This window comes from Streptomyces sp. NBC_00459 (assembly GCF_036013955.1).
Lineage (GTDB): Bacteria > Actinomycetota > Actinomycetes > Streptomycetales > Streptomycetaceae > Streptomyces.
Genome location: NZ_CP107903.1, coordinates 258,447 through 274,117, shown reverse-complemented (window position 1 = coordinate 274,117; position 15,671 = coordinate 258,447). Strand labels below are relative to the sequence as shown.

Genomic DNA, 15,671 nt, shown 5'->3' with positions numbered 1-15,671 from the left:
CGCATGCCCAGGGACGTGCAGCTGTGTCCCACCGGCATCGCGTGAGCGGGGAGGAAGCACCCCGGGAGGAAACATGGATCGTCTGCTTCTCATGCACAGCTTCGTCACCGTCGCGCAGGTCGGCAGCTTCAGCGGAGCAGCCAAGAGACTGGGCTCCTCCGGCTCGCTGGTGTCCCGGCATGTCGCCGAACTGGAAAGACATGTGGGTGTCCGCCTGGTCAATCGCACGGCCCGATCGGTCAGCCTGACCGAACCGGGCCACCGGTACGCCGAATTCGCCGCACGCATCCTGGACGAGATCGACGCCGAGGACGCCGGGATCGCCCAGCTTCACGATCGTGCCGAGGGGGCGTTGAGCATCATCTGTCCCAAATGGATCGGAAGCCTGGATCTAGGGGATGCCATCGCCGCATTTTCCGTGGCTCATCCCAAGATTCACGTCCGCTTCGAACTCGGCGGAATGTCCGACCGGACCTACGATTTTCTGGACAGTGGATTCGACATCGCCTTCCACACCCGAGATCTGCGGGACTCCAGCGTCCGGCTGAAGAAAATCGCCTCGTTGCCCTTCGTGCTGTGCGCGTCGAAGGAATACCTGGACCGCAAGGGGCCGCTCACCGAGCCCCACGGCCTCGCCGGCCATGACTGCCTCGTGCACGTCAACGACCCCGTCTGGCGCATCGGGCACGGCCCCGCCTCCACCCTGCACAAGATCCACAACGCGGCGTTCTCGTCGAACTCCTACCTGGCCCTGCAGAAGGCGGCCGTGCACGGACGCGGCATCGCCCTGCTCCCACAGCGGCCGGTCTACGACGACCTCATGTCCGGTGCGCTGGAGGTCCTGCTTCCCGGGCTCTCCGTACCCGACCGCCCGCTGTACGCGATCCACGGACCCGGTCAGGCCAGTCCGCGGAAAGTCACCGTTTTCCTCGACTTCCTGACCGAGTGGTTCTCCGGAAATCCGATACCGGCCATCAGCAGGTGAGCAGACCGGGCCAGGCCATGGCTCCGGCCGGCCGACAGATTGTGCAAGAAACGTTTGCGATGCCTGCGTCGCGAATCTATTGAGGTCGCCCGAGCCGCGATTTTACGATCACCGACACCGGCAGCCGAGGGCCGGTGACCGAATGAGACCCGCAGCGTGAGCTGCGACGAAGCGAGGAATCCATGGGAATCCAGAGAATCGAATCGGTCACCTACGGTGTGGACGACCTCGGCACCTGCGTCCGGTTCTTCGACGACTTCGGCCTGTTCCTCGTCGAGAGGACCGACGAGCACGCGGTGTTCGAGACACTCACCGGGCAGAGCCTGCACCTGGACACCCGCCCCGGCCCGTCGCTGCCGCCCCCGGTCGAGGACGGCCCCACTCTGCGCGAGGTGGTGTGGGGCGTCGACACCGGGCAGGAGCTCCATCGGCTGGTCGCCGAGGCGGGGCGCGACCGCACGGTCCGAGCGAGCGCCGACGGCGTCCACCACACCGTCGATGGGACCGGCTTCGGGGTGGGTCTGACCCTGGCCCGGCCGAAGCCGGCGTCCGTCACACCGCGGCCCGCCAACACGCTGGGCAGTGTTGACCGCTGGAACACCGTCCTGGAGCCGATCACCCGGGTGCGCCCGCTGCGCATGTGTCATGTGGCGCTGAACATCCCGAAGGAGGGCAGGGAGGAGGCGTTCGCGTTCTACACCGAGCGCCTCGGCTTCCGGCCCACCGACGTGGTCGAGCCCATGGGCGTGTTCATGCAGGCCCCGGGCGACGAGGACCAGCACACCATGCTGCTGTGCCACCGTCCCGACCGGGCGGGGATCAACCACATCGCCTACGAGGTACCGGGCTTCGACGATGTCGTCGAGGGCGGCAACCACATGATCGACAAAGGCTGGCGGGAAGCACGCCGGCTCGGTCGGCACACCGTCGGCTCCAACGTCTTCCGCTTCCTGCACGCCCCCTGCGGCGGCCGGGTCGAGTACGCCGCCGACATGGACCGCGTCGACGACTCGTACGGAACGCGCGTGCACGAGGCCGCCCCGCCCCACCACATCTGGGCGCTGCGCACCAACCGCGATCAGCAGGACGCCTCCGCCTCCTGAATCCCCCAAGCCTGAGAGGGCATCCAGCCATGACCACCGACCACGGCTACCCCGCCGTCCGCATGTACATAGCGGGCGAGTGGTGCCAGGGCGGAGCCGGACGTACCGCCCCGATCGTGAACCCGGCCACCGGGGAGACGATCGGCGAGGTACCGCTCGCCACCACCGCCGACCTCGACCGCGCCCTCGATGCCGCAGCCGAGGGATTCAGAGTGTGGCGCGGCACCCCCGTCGCCCGGCGCACCGCGATCCTGCACGCCGCCGCCGACCTGCTCACCGGGCGTGCCGCCGAGGTCGGCCGGACCATGACCCTGGAGCAGGGCAAGCCGCTGGCCGAGGCGACCGGCGAGGCCCGGCGGGTCGCGGACACGCTGCGCTGGCACGCCGACGACGCCCGGCGCGCCTACGGCCGGGTCATTCCCTCCGAACCCGGCACCTTGCTCACCGTGCGCCGCGAACCCGTCGGACCCGTCGCCGCCTTCGTGCCGTGGAACTTCCCGGCGGGCGGGCCGATGCGGAAGATCTCCTCGGCCCTGGCCGCCGGTTGCTCGATCGTCATCAAGGCCTCGGAGGAGACCCCGGCCACCGCGATGGAGCTGGTGCGCTGCTTCGCGGACGCCGGAGTCCCGGCCGGGGCGCTGAACCTCGTGTTCGGCGAGCCGGCCGAGGTCTCCGCACACCTGATCGCCTCGCCGGTCACCCGCCTGGTCGCCTTCACCGGCTCCGTGACCGTCGGCAAGCTCCTCGCCGCCGAGGCCGGCAAGGTGATGAAGCCCTCCCTGATGGAGCTGGGCGGCCATGCCCCGGTGATCGTCTGCGCGGACGCCGACCCCGTGAAGGCCGCGCGCAGGGCCGCCCGGGCGAAGTTCCTCAACGCCGGCCAGGTCTGCACCTCACCGAGCCGCTTCCTCGTCCACGACAGCCTCGCCGAGGAGTTCACCGCCGAGTTCGTGAAGGCCGCCGAATCCCTCGTCGTCGGGGACGGCCTGACGGAGGGCACCACCATGGGGCCGCTGGCCAACGAGCGCCGGCTGAAGTCCCTGGAACGGCTCACCGCCGACGCCGTCGCCCGGGGCGCCAAGATCCTCACCGGCGGCGAACGCCTTGACCGCCCCGGGTACTTCTTCGCACCGACCGTCCTGACCGAGGTGCCCGAGGACGCGGAACTCCTCCACGAGGAGCCGTTCGGCCCGATCGCGCCCATCGTTTCGTTCACCGGCCTCGACGAGGCACTGCGGACGGCGAACGCACTGTCGTACGGCCTGGCCGCTTACGGGTTCACCGACTCCGCGGCGACCGCCGAGAGGCTGTCGGCCGAGCTGGAGGCCGGGATCCTGTCGATCAACCACTGCGGCGGCTCCGTCCACGAGGCGCCCTCCGGCGGCGTCAAGGACAGTGGCTACGGCCGTGAGGGCGGCCCGGAGGCGCTGGACGCCTACCTGGTCACCAAGAGGGTCTCCCACTTGCTGGCGCCATGAGGTACGCGCGAGTCTCGGTGGGCGGGCGCGCGGTGTGGGGCCGGGTGCGGGAGACGGATGTCGAGCTGCTTTCCGGCTCGCCGATCGACGGTGACCCGGATGTCCTCGGTACTGTCCAGCGCGACTCTGCCGTCTGGCTGCCGCCCGTCGTCCCGCCCGTGTTCTACGCCGTCGGCTTGAACTATCCGCGGCACATCGCGCACGCCGGTGCCGCGGTTCCGGACCGCCCCGAGGTCGGCTACCGGGCCAACAACGCGCTCACCGGCCATCGTTCGCCGATCGTCAAGCCCGCGGAGGTGGAAGGGCGGTTCGAGGCCGAGCCCGAACTCGTCGCCGTCGTCGGCCGGACGCTGCGGCACGCGACGTACGAGGAAGCGCGCGGGTCGGTCTTCGGCTGGACCATCGGCAACGACGTCAGCGCCCGCACCTGGCAGCACCAGGACCGTTCGTTCTGGCGCAGCAAGAACAGCGACACGTTCAAGCCCATGGGGCCCTGGATCGAGACCGACGTCGACGCCCTCGCGCAGACCACCACGCTTCGCCTCAACGGCGAGGTCCGCGCCGAATTCCCCACCGGGGACATGGTGTTCGACCCCTTCGACCACCTCGTCGAGATCACCCGGCACATCACCGTGCATCCGGGCGACGTGCTGTGGATGGGCGCCGAGTCCACGTGCCAAATCGCCCCCGGGGACACCGTCGACGTCGAGATCAGCGGCATCGGTGTGCTGTCCAACCCCGTACTACTCGAAGGAAGCCAGTCATGAGCAGTGAGCCCCGCTACATCCACCACGTCAACTTTCCCACCACCGATCCCGACCGGACCGCCGCCTGGTACACCCAGGTCTTCGGGATGAAGCGGATCATGCCCAAGTCCAACACCCGCGTGGTGCTGATGACCCGGGGCAACTTCGACCTGCACTTCACCCCGGTCGAGGAGATGGAGCGTATGGCGCCCTACCACTTCGCCGTGGAGGTCGACGACTGGGACGACTTCCTCGCCCATCTCCAGGAGCTGGGCATCCGGCACACCCGCCCCATCCAACGCCCGGAGAACCAGTCCAAGTTCTGCTACATCCACGACCCCGACCACACCATGATCGAACTGGTCTGGCACGGCAAACGCCCCAACTGACATCGCCTGTACAGGAGTTCACTCTCATGCCTATTGCCGACTCCGACGGCACCTCCCTCTACTACGAGCGCCACGGCAGCGGTCCGGCGATTCTGTTCGTGCACGGCAGCGGCGGGCATCATGCCGCCTGGTGGCAGCAAGTGGCCGCCCTGCGCGACGAGTTCACGGTCGTCACCGTGGACCTGCGCGGCTTCGGCAACTCCGACGCACCCACCCCTCCGGGCTCGTCGAGGCCCGAGTTCGACGGGCAGGACTTCCCCGGAGACATCGTCGCCGTCCTCGACCACGAAGACCTGACCGATGTGATGCTCGTCGGCCAGTCCATCGGCTCCGTCGCCGCGCTCCGCGCCGCCCTGCTGCGCCCCGAACGGGTCGGCTCGGTCGTCCTCGGACACTCCCTGGGCGGCATCAGCCACCCCGAACTCAAGGAGCTCGCCGCCGCCGACCGGGCCGAGGCCGTCAAACTCCCCGTCATCGACCGCCTGCTCACCCGGCGGTTCCAGCGGGAGCGGGCCGATCTCACCTTCCTCTTCCAGCAGATGGGCACCTTCAACGTCGCGAAGATGGCCGACCTGCGCAACCTCGACACCGGCGGCCCGACCCTGGAGGACATCCAGGACGCGGGCGTCTCGGTTGCCTTCCTGGCCGGCGAGAAGGACGCGGTCCTCAGCGTGAAGACCGTGACCCGCGCCCACGAGCTGCTGCCCGGCTCGCGCCTGGAGATCGTCACCGGCGCCCCGCACTCCATGTACTGGGAGGTCCCCGACCGGTACAACGCGGCCGTCGCCCACCTGCGCCGCACCCTCACCGCACCTAAGGAAGCAGCATGACCAGCCGCCTCACCCTGGACGCCGCCGACGCGATCGTCGACGCGGCCCTGAAGCACGCCCTGTCCGGCGGAAAGGCGGTGAGCGTCGCCGTCGTGGACACGGGCGGCTTCGTCATCAGCGTCCGCCGCGCGGACGGGGCCCGTCCGCTCACCCCCGACATCGCCCGCGCCAAGGCCTACACCGCCGCCGTGATGCAACGGCCCGGCAGGATGCTGAAGAAGTGGCAGGAGACCCAGCCCGTCTTCTTCTCCCAGCTCTCCCAGCTCCCCGGCGCGGCCCTGCCGATCATGGCCACCGAGGGCAGCGTCACCATCAAGAAGGACGGCGAGATCATCGGCGGCCTCGGCATCGCTGGCGGCACCGCGGACGAGGACCAGCAGATCGCCGACGAGGTCCTCGAATCCCTCGGCTACGAGCTGGAGTTCGCCGCCTGGGGCGTCGCGGGCACACTGGCCACGCCCGGAAAGGACGTCTGAGCCATGGCGGATACGTTCAACTACCGGATCGACCACCACGGCAGCCTGGTCCGCCCCGCCGAGCTGACCGCTGCCCGCACCTCGGGCGGCGACCCGCAGGCACTGCTGGACGCAGAGCTCCGGGCCGTCCAGGAGGCCGTGGCGTACCAGCGCAGGCTGCGCTCCACCGTCGTCACCGACGGCGACTTCCCGCGCGAGGACTTCCGCAGCGCCGTCCTCGACGCCGTCTCCGGCTTCCGCCGTACGGACGAGACGGGCGCCGACGGACTCACTCGCTGGGTGGCGGAGTCGCTGCCCAAGGCCGACGGCCCGCTGCTCGCGGACTGGGCGGCGCGCCTCGCCGAGCTGACGGTGATCGCTCCGAAGGCGTCGCTGCCCTCTCCCGCGTACCTCGCCGCCACCACGTTCAGGCCCGGCCTCGGCCCGGCCTCCGCCCGTGAGCTGGGCGAGGCACTCGCGGAGATCATCCACGCGGAGATCGAGCTGCTGGTCACCAGGGGAGTCCGTCTGATCCAGCTCAACAACCCGCTCCTGCTGGCCCAGTTGGCCACCGACCCGGCCGACCCGGGCGCGCTGTCCTTCGAGGACGCGCTGGCCGTCGACGCGCTGGCGGTACGGCCGGGCAAGCGCCAGGAGGGTGTACGGATCGGTGTGGCACCCGGCTGGGCGGCGCCCGTGGCGGTGGACATGGCCCGCGCCGAAAGGCTGTACGGCGCGATCGCGGCCGACCGCTGGGTCCTGCCGTTCGACCAGGGGACGGCGGCCGAACTCGACCTCGTCAGGGCGCTGCCCGAGGACCGGGACGTGTGCCTGGGCGTCGTGGACGCGACCGTGCCGCAGCTGGAGGACCTCGACACGGTGATGGCCAGGATCGACGCGGTCGGCGAGTTCAAGGACCTGGAGGACGCGGCCGTGTCGCCGTCCCGGGGCTTCGCCGACGTGGCGGACCGGCCGCTGCTGAGTGCGGAGGCACAGCACGGGAAGATCGTGCTGGTGGAGACGGTCGCCCGCTACGTCTGGGGCAACGAGTTCTGACGGGGGAGGGGCCGGGGATCCCGGCCCCCTACCGGTTCAGATCGACTCGGCGAACGTCACCGACCGATCCGTCAGGAGCGGCCACGTCGTCTTCACGATCAGCTCCTGGAAGTGCTCGGCCGCCTTGTGGGCCTCGAATCCGGCCTGATCGGTGTATCGCTCGTAGAGGAGGAAACCGCCGGGCTCACCGGTCACGGTGTGTACCTCGTACATGAGGTTGGCCGGCTCGGTACGGGTCGCCTCCTGAGCCTTCAGCAGCGCGGCCCGGACCGTGGCCTCGTCGGTGGGCGCGCAGCGGTAGTGGGCGATGACTGTGCAGGCCATGTCTGTGTCTCCTCGGCTGTGTCACGGGTCCCGGCGGCGTCGCACATGCCGTCCGGCCCGCAGATTCCAGCACGGATCAGGTGCCCGCCGACCCCGCGCACGGCGCAAGCATTGAGTGCCCCGGAGGGGCTGGTGGCCCGCTCCCACATGGTGTTTTGTCGCATCCGGCCCGCATGGCCGTTGTGAGGTACAGCCCGCGTCATCGCGGCGGACGAAGGAAGTGAACTTTCATGCGCACGGTGGAAATCCTCTCCGGCGGGGAGTGGGTCACGACCGGGGAGTGGATCGACGTCCACGACCCGGCCGACGTCCGCACCCCGATCGTCCGCGTCCCCGCCCTCGCCGCCAAGGACGTCACCCGGGCCTACGACCACGCGGCGCGCGGCTTCGCCGTCTGGAAGCGGACCAGCCCCTTCGAGCGGTCCCGGATCATGACCGACGCGGCCCGGTTGATCCGCGAGCGGGCCGACGCCGTCGCGGCCGACGTCACCGCCGAGAACGGCAAGACCCTGGCCGAGGCCCGGGGCGAGACCCTGAAGGCCGCCGACTTCCTGGAGTACTACGCCGGGCTGGCGCGCCAGGGCTACGGCACCCTCCTGCACGACGTACGCCCGAACCACCGTACGCACACCCAGCGCGAGCCGATCGGCGTGATCCTCGTGATCAGCCCGTGGAACGACCCTCTGATCACCCCGGCCCGCAAGCTCGCCCCGCTCCTGGCCGCCGGTAACGCGGCCGTGTTCAAGCCCGCCACCGAGACCCCTGTCTCCGGACTGCACTTCGCGCGCGCCCTGCACGACGCCGGACTGCCCGCTGGTGTGCTGAACGTCGTGACGGGCCGTACTGCCGAGATCGAGGAGGCGCTCCTGGACGACCCGCGGATCGCCGGCGTCACCTTCACCGGCTCCAACTCCGTCGGAAACCGCATCCGGCGCCGCCTCGCCGACCGCAACGTCCGCTTCCAGGGCGAGCTCGGCGGCAAGAACGCCTCCGTCGTCCTGGCCGACGCCGACCTGCCGACCGCCGCGAAGGCCGTAGTCGCCGCAGCCTTCGGCCAGGCCGGACAACGCTGCACCGCCACCAGCAGGGTGATCGTCGAGCGGCCCGTGTACGCGGAGTTCACCCGGCTGCTGGTCGCCGAGGTCGAGACGCTGAAGGTCGGGCCGGGCAGCGATCCGGCGACCACCCTGTGCCCGCTGTCCAGCCCCAGGCACCGGGACTCCGTCCTCGCCGACATCGGACGCGCGGTCGAGCAGGGCGCCACCGTCCTCACCGGCGGCCGTGCGGACACCGAGGGTGAGCGCGTGCACGGCTGCTACGTGCGGCCGACCGTGCTCGCCGGTGTCACCCCCGATACGGCCGTCTGGCGCGAGGAGGTCTTCGGCCCGGTCCTCGCCGTCCGTGAGGTCGACGACTTCACCTCCGCCGTCGAGGCCGTCAACGACTCCGGCTTCGGGCTGGCCGCCGCCGTCTTCACCCGCGACCTCGCCCGCGCGTACCGCTTCGCGGACGAGGCCGAGTGCGGGCAGGTCGCCGTCAACACGACCACCACCGGCTGGGACGTGCACCTGCCCTTCGGCGGGTTCCGCGACTCCGGCACGGCGTACAAGGAGCAGGGCGACGAGGTCCTGCGGTTCTCCACCCGCGTCAAGACGGTGGCCGTCCACTTCGGTACTCCGGAGCAGACCGGTGCCTGACGAGACCGTGGGCGTCGTCGGGGCCGGGATCGTGGGACTGGCCACGGCCCGCGAGATCGCCCTGAGGCGGCCCGGCACCCGGGTCTTGGTCTTCGAGAAGGAGAGGGAGGTCGCGCTCCACCAGACCGGCCACAACTCGGGCGTCGTCCACGCAGGCATCTACTACGCCCCTGGCAGTCTGAAGGCCGGCCTGACGGTCCGGGGCGTGTCCCTGCTGCGTGAGTACTGCCAGGACCGCCGGTTGCCGTACCAGGAGATCGGCAAGCTGGTCGTCGCCGTCCGCGACGACGAACTCGGCCGCATGAACAGCCTCTACGAGCGGGCCAGGAACAACCACGTACCCGATCTGAGGAGGATCTCCCAGGAGGAGATCCGCGAGCTGGAGCCGAACGTGGGCGGAGTCGCCGCCCTGCACTCCCCGCGCACCGCGATCACCGACTACCCGGCGATCGCCCGCTCCTTCGCCCAGGACGTGACCGGCTCCGGCGGCGAGGTGAGGCTCGGCTTCCCGGTCACCGGCATCACCGACGTACCCGGCGGCATCGAGGTGGCCTCCGCGCGGGAGCGTGTCCGGGTGGACCGGCTGATCCTGTGCGCGGGCCTGCAGTCGGACGTGGTGGCGAGACTGGCCCTGGACGGACGGGAGCCGCGGATCGTCCCGTTCCGGGGCGAGTACCTGCTGCTCAGGCCCGGGAGGACCGACCTGGTCCGCGGTCTGGTCTACCCGGTCCCGGATCCGCGCTACCCCTTCCTCGGCGTGCACTTCACGCCCCGCGTCGACGGCTCGGTGGAGGTCGGCCCCAACGCGGTCCTCGCGCTGGCCCGGGAGGGCTACACCCGCACCCGTGTCTCACCGAAGGACCTCATCGGCCTCGCCGCCTACCCCGGCACCTGGCGGATGGCCGCCCGGCACTGGCGTACCGGCATCCGGGAGTACCGCGGCTCGTTCTCCCGGACGGCCTTCATGAGGGACGCCAGGCTGTACGTCCCCGGCGTCGGCGTCCAGGACGTCGTACGGGGCGGAGCGGGCGTCCGCGCCCAGGCACTGGACCGCGACGGCACCCTCGTGGACGACTTCCGCATCCACCGGGCGGGCCGTGTCACCGCCGTACGCAACGCCCCCTCGCCGGCGGCCACGGCCTCCATGGCGATCGCCGAGCACATCGTGCACGCCGCCTTCGAGGACGCGCCCGCGACCAGGCGCCCGTGAATTCGGGGAACGCCCTGCTCACAGCGCACTTTCCCGCAAGAACAGCTTGCGCCTTTGGGGACTCCGCAAGGACGCGAGGCCCGCCTAGCGTTCCTTCGTACCCCCCACCCTCCATCCCCACCCCCATCCCACTCCCGTGTAGAGAAAGAGGTTCGGGACATGTTCGTCGTCGACACCCAGATCCACATTTGGCTGGAGGAGACCCCGGACCGCCCCTGGGTCCCGGGCGCGCGTGAGCGGATCCGGCTGAACGGCCACCGTGAGGACCCCTTCTCCTACGAGGAGGCCCTGGAGCTCATGGACGAGGCCGGCGTCAACCGCGCGCTGATCCTGCCGCCGTCCTGGGAGGGCGACCGCATCGACTACGCCCTGAAGGCATGCGAGGCGCACCCCGACCGCTTCGGCATCATGGCGCGCATCCCGCAGAACAAGCCCGAAGAGGGCAAGGCCATGCTCGCGGACTTCGCGCAGAACCCGCACGTCAAGGGCACGCGGCTGACCTTCCACCGGCCGATCGACCGCAACTGGATGATCGACGGCACCAACGAGTGGTACTGGCCGATCGCCGAGGAACTGCGCATCCCGACGATGGTCCACGCCCCGATCTGGAAGCGCGAGCTCGGCGAGATCGCCGCCAAGCATCCCGAGCTGAAGATCATCATCGACCACATGGGCATCATGGCCCGCTGCGTCGACGACGCGATCGGCTACTGGGTCCAGGAGACCGCCGACCTGGCCGTCCACCCGAACATCTACGTCAAGGTCTCGGCCCTGCCGGGCTACTCCACCCAGCCCTTCCCGAACAACAACATCCAGAAGTACGTGCGCGAGATGGTCGACAGGATGGGCCCGCAGCGCTGCTTCTACGGCACCGACATCACCCGGCTGCTCGGCCACGGCATCACCTACACCGACACGATCGAGCAGTTCACCAAGCACTGGGACTTCACGCCCGAAGAGCTCGAATGGATCATGGGCCGCGGCATCTCCGAGGTCCTCAACTGGCCGGTCGAGGGCTGAGGAACCACACGCCATGACAGACACCGGCAATACACCGGGCATTGACGGCGGTGATGCCTTCGTATCCGCCTTCGACGCCGTCGGCGCCGACCACCTCTTCTGCGCGTCGGGGTCCGAGTGGGCCCCCGTCTGGGAGTCGCTGGCCCGCCGTCACCGCGACGGCGAGAGCGCCCCGCGGTACCTGGACCTCACCCACGAGACGGTGGCCGTGGGCATGGCCACCGGCTACGGACTCGTCAGACGCCGCCCGCAGGGGGTTCTGCTGCACGCGGCCCCCGGCCTGCTCCAGGGCTCCATGGCCGTGCACGGCGCACTCCTGGCCGGAGTACCGATGGTGGTCGCCTCCTCGGAGTCGACCACGTACGGCGACGGACCCGGGCCGGACCCGGGCGGACAGTGGTACCGCAACCTGTCCATCGTGGGCGGCCCGCAGGGCGTGGCCCAGCCGTTCACCAAGTGGTCCACCGAGGCCGCCAGCGTCCACACCCTGCCCACGATGATCACCCGGGCCGCGGAACTGGCCTGGCGGGCCCCGGCGGGACCGGTGTACCTGAACATCCCGCTGGAGACCCTTCTCGAGGAGTGGGACGGCCGCGAGGCGAAGCCCGTCGTCGCGCCGGGCTCCACGCACAGTTCGCCCGACGAGGTCGACGCCGTCGCCCAGATGATCCGCGAGGCCACCAACCCCGTGGTTGTCACGGAGACCGCGGGCCGCGAGGACGGCGGCTTCGAGGCACTTCTCGCCTTCGCCGAGGCCTGGAGCATCCCGGTCGTCGAGCCCGACTCGGCGGTCTGCGGGAACTTCCCTCGCGCCCATCCGCTGCACGCGGGCAGCGACATCGGATCCTGGCTGCACGAGGCGGACCTGATCCTCCTGGTCAACTGCCGGGCCCCGTTCTACCCGCCCAGCAGGCGCCCCGCGAAGGCACAGGTCGTCGTCATCGACGGGGTCCCGCAGCGTCCGCACGTCGTCTACCAGGTGCTGTTCGCCGACCGGTACCTGGAGGGCGACGTCGCCAACACGCTGCGCCAGCTCGCCAAGCGGGCCACAGGCCTGGACGTGGCGGCCGTCACCGCCCGGCGCTCGGCGCAGGAGGAACGGCACGCCGACGAGCAGGCCGCGATCGCCGCCGCCGAGGCGGGAGCGGCGCGGGCCGAGGGCATCGACCCGGTGCTCGTCGCCGCGACCCTGCGCACGCTCCTCGACGGGCGGGACGGCATCGTCGTCGACGAGACCATCACCCACAGCCGCGTGGTCAAGCGCCACCTGCGGACCGACGCCCCCGACTCGTACTTCTACGTGCAGGGCGGCCTCGGCCAGGGCATCGCGGTCGCCCTCGGCGTCAAACTCGCCGCCCGGGAGCGCCCCGTGGTGCTCACCATCGGCGACGGCGCCTTCGCCTACAACCCGGTGATCCCGTCGTACGACGCGTCCAGGACGTATCAACTCCCGCTGCTGATCGTGGTGTTCAACAACCGCGTCTACAAGTCGATGAACCTCAACCACCGCAGGTTCTACCCCGAGGGCGCGGCGGCCGAGACCGGCGAGTGGCTGGGCACCGACCTGCACCGGCTGCCGCGCCTGGCGGCGTTCGCCGAGCCGTTCGGCCTGCACACCGAGACCGTCGACGCCCCCGACTCCCTCGGTCCCGCCCTGGAGCGCGCGCTCAAGGCCGTGGCGGACGGCACCACCGCCGTCGTCGACGTCCTCGTCACCCGCTGACCGCAGACCTCTGACACAGGAGGCTTCCACCGTCATGACCGACACACCCCCCAAGCCGGGCAAAGTCCGGGTCTCGGCCGAGGACCTGCGCACCTTCGCCGCCGAGCTGCTCGAAAACGGCGGGCTCAGCCCCGAGCACGCCCGCACCACCGCCGACGTGTTCGTCTGGGCCTCGCTGCGCGGCGTGGACTCCCACGGCGTCGGGCGCGTCACCGCCTACCTGGAACTGCTCGCCAAGGGCGTGGCCAACGCCCGGCCGCGCATCCGGGTCGAGTCCAGCACGCCCGCCACCGCCGTCCTCGACGCCGACCGCGCCCCCGGTCCGGTGGCCCTCACCATGGCTGCCGAGGAAGCGGTGCGGCGGGCCCGGGAGACCGGGATCGCCTCCGTGGGCGTACGGCAGACCGTGCACACCGGCGCTATCGGCTACTACGTCTCGAAGATCGCCGAACAGGGCCTGGTCGGCCTCGGGTTCGTCGCCGGCATGCCCAACATGGGCTACACCGGCGTCAAGGGCGCCGCCGTGGCCACCAGCCCGCTCGCCATCGCCGTACCCGCCCGGGACCACGCCCCGCTGCTGCTCGACATGGCCACCGCGACCATCGCGCTCGGCAAGATCCGCCAGGCCAGGGCGAGCGGTACCCCGCTGCCCGAGGGCGCCGCCGCAACGGAGGACGGCACGCCGACCACCGACCCGGAGAAGGCGGTCATGCCCCTTCCGCTGGGCGGCGCCAAGGGTTCCGGCATGTCCCTGGCCTTTGAGCTGCTCACCAGCGTGCTGGTCGGCGCGCCGATCTTCTCCGCGTTCCACTCGGACGACCCGAAGGGCCGCAAGCACCGCCAGAACGCCCTGCTCATCGCCCTCGCCCCAGCGGCCTTCGGCGACCCCGGCACCTTCACCGCGGACGCCGACGCCACCCTCGGCACCCTCAAAGGGCTCCCGGTCGCCGACGGCGCGGACGGCGTGTACTACCCCGGGGAGCGCAGTGCCGGCGTGGCCGGGCAGCGGGCCGCGCAGGGGGTACCGGTGGCGCCGAAGGTCTGGCGCGAACTGACGGAGAGCGCGGCCAGGTTCGGCATCACCCCACCGGAGACCACGCCGGACGTGTGAGCGGCGGAAGTACTCGCACATTCCAGATGGTCTGGACCGCCCTGCGGGTCCATGGCCCCACAGCCCGACAGACCAAGCCCCATGAGCGGGAGGATCACCCGTGGACATCACCGAAGTCCAGCGCGCCACCTACGAGGCGGTCCTGCGACTGAAGGACGCCCCCTTCGTCGCGGAGCGGCCGGCCTACTTCAGCCCTGCCGCGTCGGCCCAGGCCGTGAGCAACAACCTGCAGGCCTACGGTCACTTCGCCCAGACCCTGCTGCCTCTTGAGTACTCCGGCTGGATCGACGAGAGCATCGCGCACGTCGCTTCCTGCTACATAGGCGACTGGTCGCCGCTGCACAAGCTCGTCGTCCGGGGGAGCCAGGCGCGAGCCTTCCTCGCCTGGCACGGCATGCGGGACCTGTCCCGCTTCGAGGTCGGACAGATCAAGCATCACGTCCAGCTCGACGAGAACGGCTGGGTGGCGTCCGAGGGGGTCCTGTGCCACCTGGGCGAGGAGGAGTTCCTCTACACGGCCGGCAGCGGGGACTGGCTGCTGTGGCAGCTGAGCCAGGGGAGCTGGGACGCGGAGATCCAGGACGTCAGCCCCGAGCTGTTCATCTTCGGCATCCAGGGTCCGGCGGCCCTGGACACGATGGAGAAGCTGACCGGGGAGAGCCTGCGCGACATCGCCTTCTGCCGGAGCCGGATGTCCAGCGTCGCCGGCATCCCCGTACGCATCCTCCGTACGGGCATCTCCGGCGAACTCGGCTACGAACTGCACGGCCCGGCCGGACATGCCAACGAGATCTGGTCCGCCGCGGTCGAGAGCGGAGGGCAGTTCGGGATCCGTCAGCTCGGTTTCCGGTCCCAGCCCGTTCAGCACATCGAGGCGGGCATCGCCACGAACGGCCTCGACTACGTTGCCTCGTCCGTCGTGACCCCCGCCGTGCCCAGGCAGTTCAGGATGGCCTTTCCCGGAGGCAGCTTCGTACCGGAGAACGGCGTCACCGACTACTTCCGCAAGCCGGCCGAACTGGGCTGGGGCTTCCGCAAGGGCGTCCCCGACCGCGACTTCCTGGGCCGCGACGCGCTGGTGGCGGACGCCGCCAAGGGGGAGCCGTACAGGACGCTCGTCGGCCTGCGCTGGAACACCTCCGACGTCACGGGTGTCCTTGCCGCGACGATGGGCGGAGGCGACCTGCCCGACGCCATGGAACTGCCCCGGGGGCGCGGCCCGGTCTTCGACCAGGTTCTCGTCGGGGGACGGCTTGTCGGCGCCTCCACGGGCCGGACGGTCAGCGTGAACCTGCGGTCGACCATCTCCCTGTGCGGGATCGACCCGGCCCACGCGGAGCCCGGGACCGAGGTGGTGGTGGTGTGGGGGAGGCCGGGAACCTCGCAGCGCGAGATCCGGGCGACGGTGGCCGCACTCCCCTTCAAGCCCGACAGGCGGCGAACGGACGTCTCCGCGCTGTAGTCGGGGTTTCCGTGGACGAGCGTCGCCGTGGCCCCTCACGCGGCGCGCCGCGTCCACGCGCACACCAGTCGGACCACTGACC

The 15,671-nt window shown here is 70.5% G+C and carries 15 protein-coding genes; 14 read left to right on the top strand and 1 reads right to left on the bottom strand.

Features of this window, described 5'->3' with window-relative positions:
• The first annotated feature begins 73 nt into the window (after window positions 1-73).
• From OHN74_RS00930 to OHN74_RS00895, 8 genes are all read left to right on the top strand, one after another.
• On the top strand, window positions 74-985 hold the full coding sequence (locus OHN74_RS00930) for a LysR family transcriptional regulator (RefSeq protein ID WP_327692560.1): 912 nt from the start codon (window positions 74-76) through the stop codon (window positions 983-985).
• A gap of 182 nt (window positions 986-1,167) precedes the next feature.
• Window positions 1,168-2,088: a VOC family protein gene (locus OHN74_RS00925; protein WP_327692559.1), complete on the top strand. Its 921-nt coding sequence runs from the start codon at window positions 1,168-1,170 to the stop codon at window positions 2,086-2,088.
• A 29-nt stretch (window positions 2,089-2,117) separates the two neighbouring features.
• Window positions 2,118-3,566, top strand: a complete 1,449-nt coding sequence (locus OHN74_RS00920) for an NAD-dependent succinate-semialdehyde dehydrogenase (RefSeq protein WP_327692558.1) — start codon at window positions 2,118-2,120, stop codon at window positions 3,564-3,566.
• Window positions 3,563-4,333 (top strand): fumarylacetoacetate hydrolase family protein, encoded by a 771-nt coding sequence (locus tag OHN74_RS00915; RefSeq protein WP_327692557.1) that lies wholly within the window; start codon window positions 3,563-3,565, stop codon window positions 4,331-4,333. The genes OHN74_RS00920 and OHN74_RS00915 overlap by 4 nt, the downstream gene beginning before the upstream one ends.
• On the top strand, window positions 4,330-4,701 hold the full coding sequence (locus OHN74_RS00910) for a VOC family protein (RefSeq protein WP_327692556.1): 372 nt from the start codon (window positions 4,330-4,332) through the stop codon (window positions 4,699-4,701). The genes OHN74_RS00915 and OHN74_RS00910 overlap by 4 nt, the downstream gene beginning before the upstream one ends.
• 26 nt (window positions 4,702-4,727) lie before the next feature.
• The gene (locus tag OHN74_RS00905) at window positions 4,728-5,531 is read left to right on the top strand and encodes an alpha/beta fold hydrolase (RefSeq protein ID WP_327692555.1); all 804 of its coding nucleotides are present in this window, start codon (window positions 4,728-4,730) and stop codon (window positions 5,529-5,531) included.
• Window positions 5,528-6,007: a GlcG/HbpS family heme-binding protein gene (locus tag OHN74_RS00900; protein ID WP_327692553.1), complete on the top strand. Its 480-nt coding sequence runs from the start codon at window positions 5,528-5,530 to the stop codon at window positions 6,005-6,007. The genes OHN74_RS00905 and OHN74_RS00900 overlap by 4 nt, the downstream gene beginning before the upstream one ends.
• Window positions 6,008-6,010: 3 nt before the next feature.
• Window positions 6,011-7,042, top strand: coding sequence for a methionine synthase II (cobalamin-independent)-like protein (locus OHN74_RS00895; protein ID WP_327692552.1), 1,032 nt, complete (start codon window positions 6,011-6,013; stop codon window positions 7,040-7,042).
• Between the two features lie 36 nt (window positions 7,043-7,078).
• On the opposite strand, the gene OHN74_RS00890 is transcribed toward OHN74_RS00895, so the two are convergent.
• Entirely contained in the window at window positions 7,079-7,366 is a 288-nt protein-coding gene (locus OHN74_RS00890) for a putative quinol monooxygenase (protein ID WP_327692551.1), read from the bottom strand.
• Window positions 7,367-7,596: 230 nt separating this feature from the next.
• Between OHN74_RS00890 and OHN74_RS00885 the strand changes: the two genes are divergently transcribed.
• From OHN74_RS00885 to OHN74_RS00860, 6 genes are all read left to right on the top strand, one after another.
• Window positions 7,597-9,063 (top strand): aldehyde dehydrogenase family protein, encoded by a 1,467-nt coding sequence (locus OHN74_RS00885; protein ID WP_327692550.1) that lies wholly within the window; start codon window positions 7,597-7,599, stop codon window positions 9,061-9,063.
• Window positions 9,056-10,273 (top strand): L-2-hydroxyglutarate oxidase, encoded by a 1,218-nt coding sequence (lhgO, locus tag OHN74_RS00880; RefSeq protein ID WP_327692549.1) that lies wholly within the window; start codon window positions 9,056-9,058, stop codon window positions 10,271-10,273. Before OHN74_RS00885 ends, lhgO begins: the two co-directional genes overlap by 8 nt.
• Before the next feature lie 159 nt (window positions 10,274-10,432).
• A complete protein-coding gene (locus OHN74_RS00875) occupies window positions 10,433-11,293 on the top strand; it encodes an amidohydrolase family protein (RefSeq protein ID WP_327692548.1) in 861 nt (286 codons plus the stop codon).
• A gap of 13 nt (window positions 11,294-11,306) precedes the next feature.
• Window positions 11,307-13,016 carry a thiamine pyrophosphate-dependent enzyme gene (locus tag OHN74_RS00870; protein WP_327692547.1) on the top strand — a complete coding sequence of 570 codons (1,710 nt, stop codon included), beginning with the start codon at window positions 11,307-11,309 and terminating at the stop codon, window positions 13,014-13,016.
• Window positions 13,017-13,050: 34 nt separating this feature from the next.
• A complete protein-coding gene (locus OHN74_RS00865; protein WP_327692546.1) occupies window positions 13,051-14,127 on the top strand; it encodes an Ldh family oxidoreductase in 1,077 nt (358 codons plus the stop codon).
• A 100-nt stretch (window positions 14,128-14,227) separates the two neighbouring features.
• Entirely contained in the window at window positions 14,228-15,589 is a 1,362-nt protein-coding gene (locus OHN74_RS00860; RefSeq protein ID WP_327692545.1) for an aminomethyl transferase family protein, read from the top strand.
• Window positions 15,590-15,671: the final 82 nt, after the last annotated feature.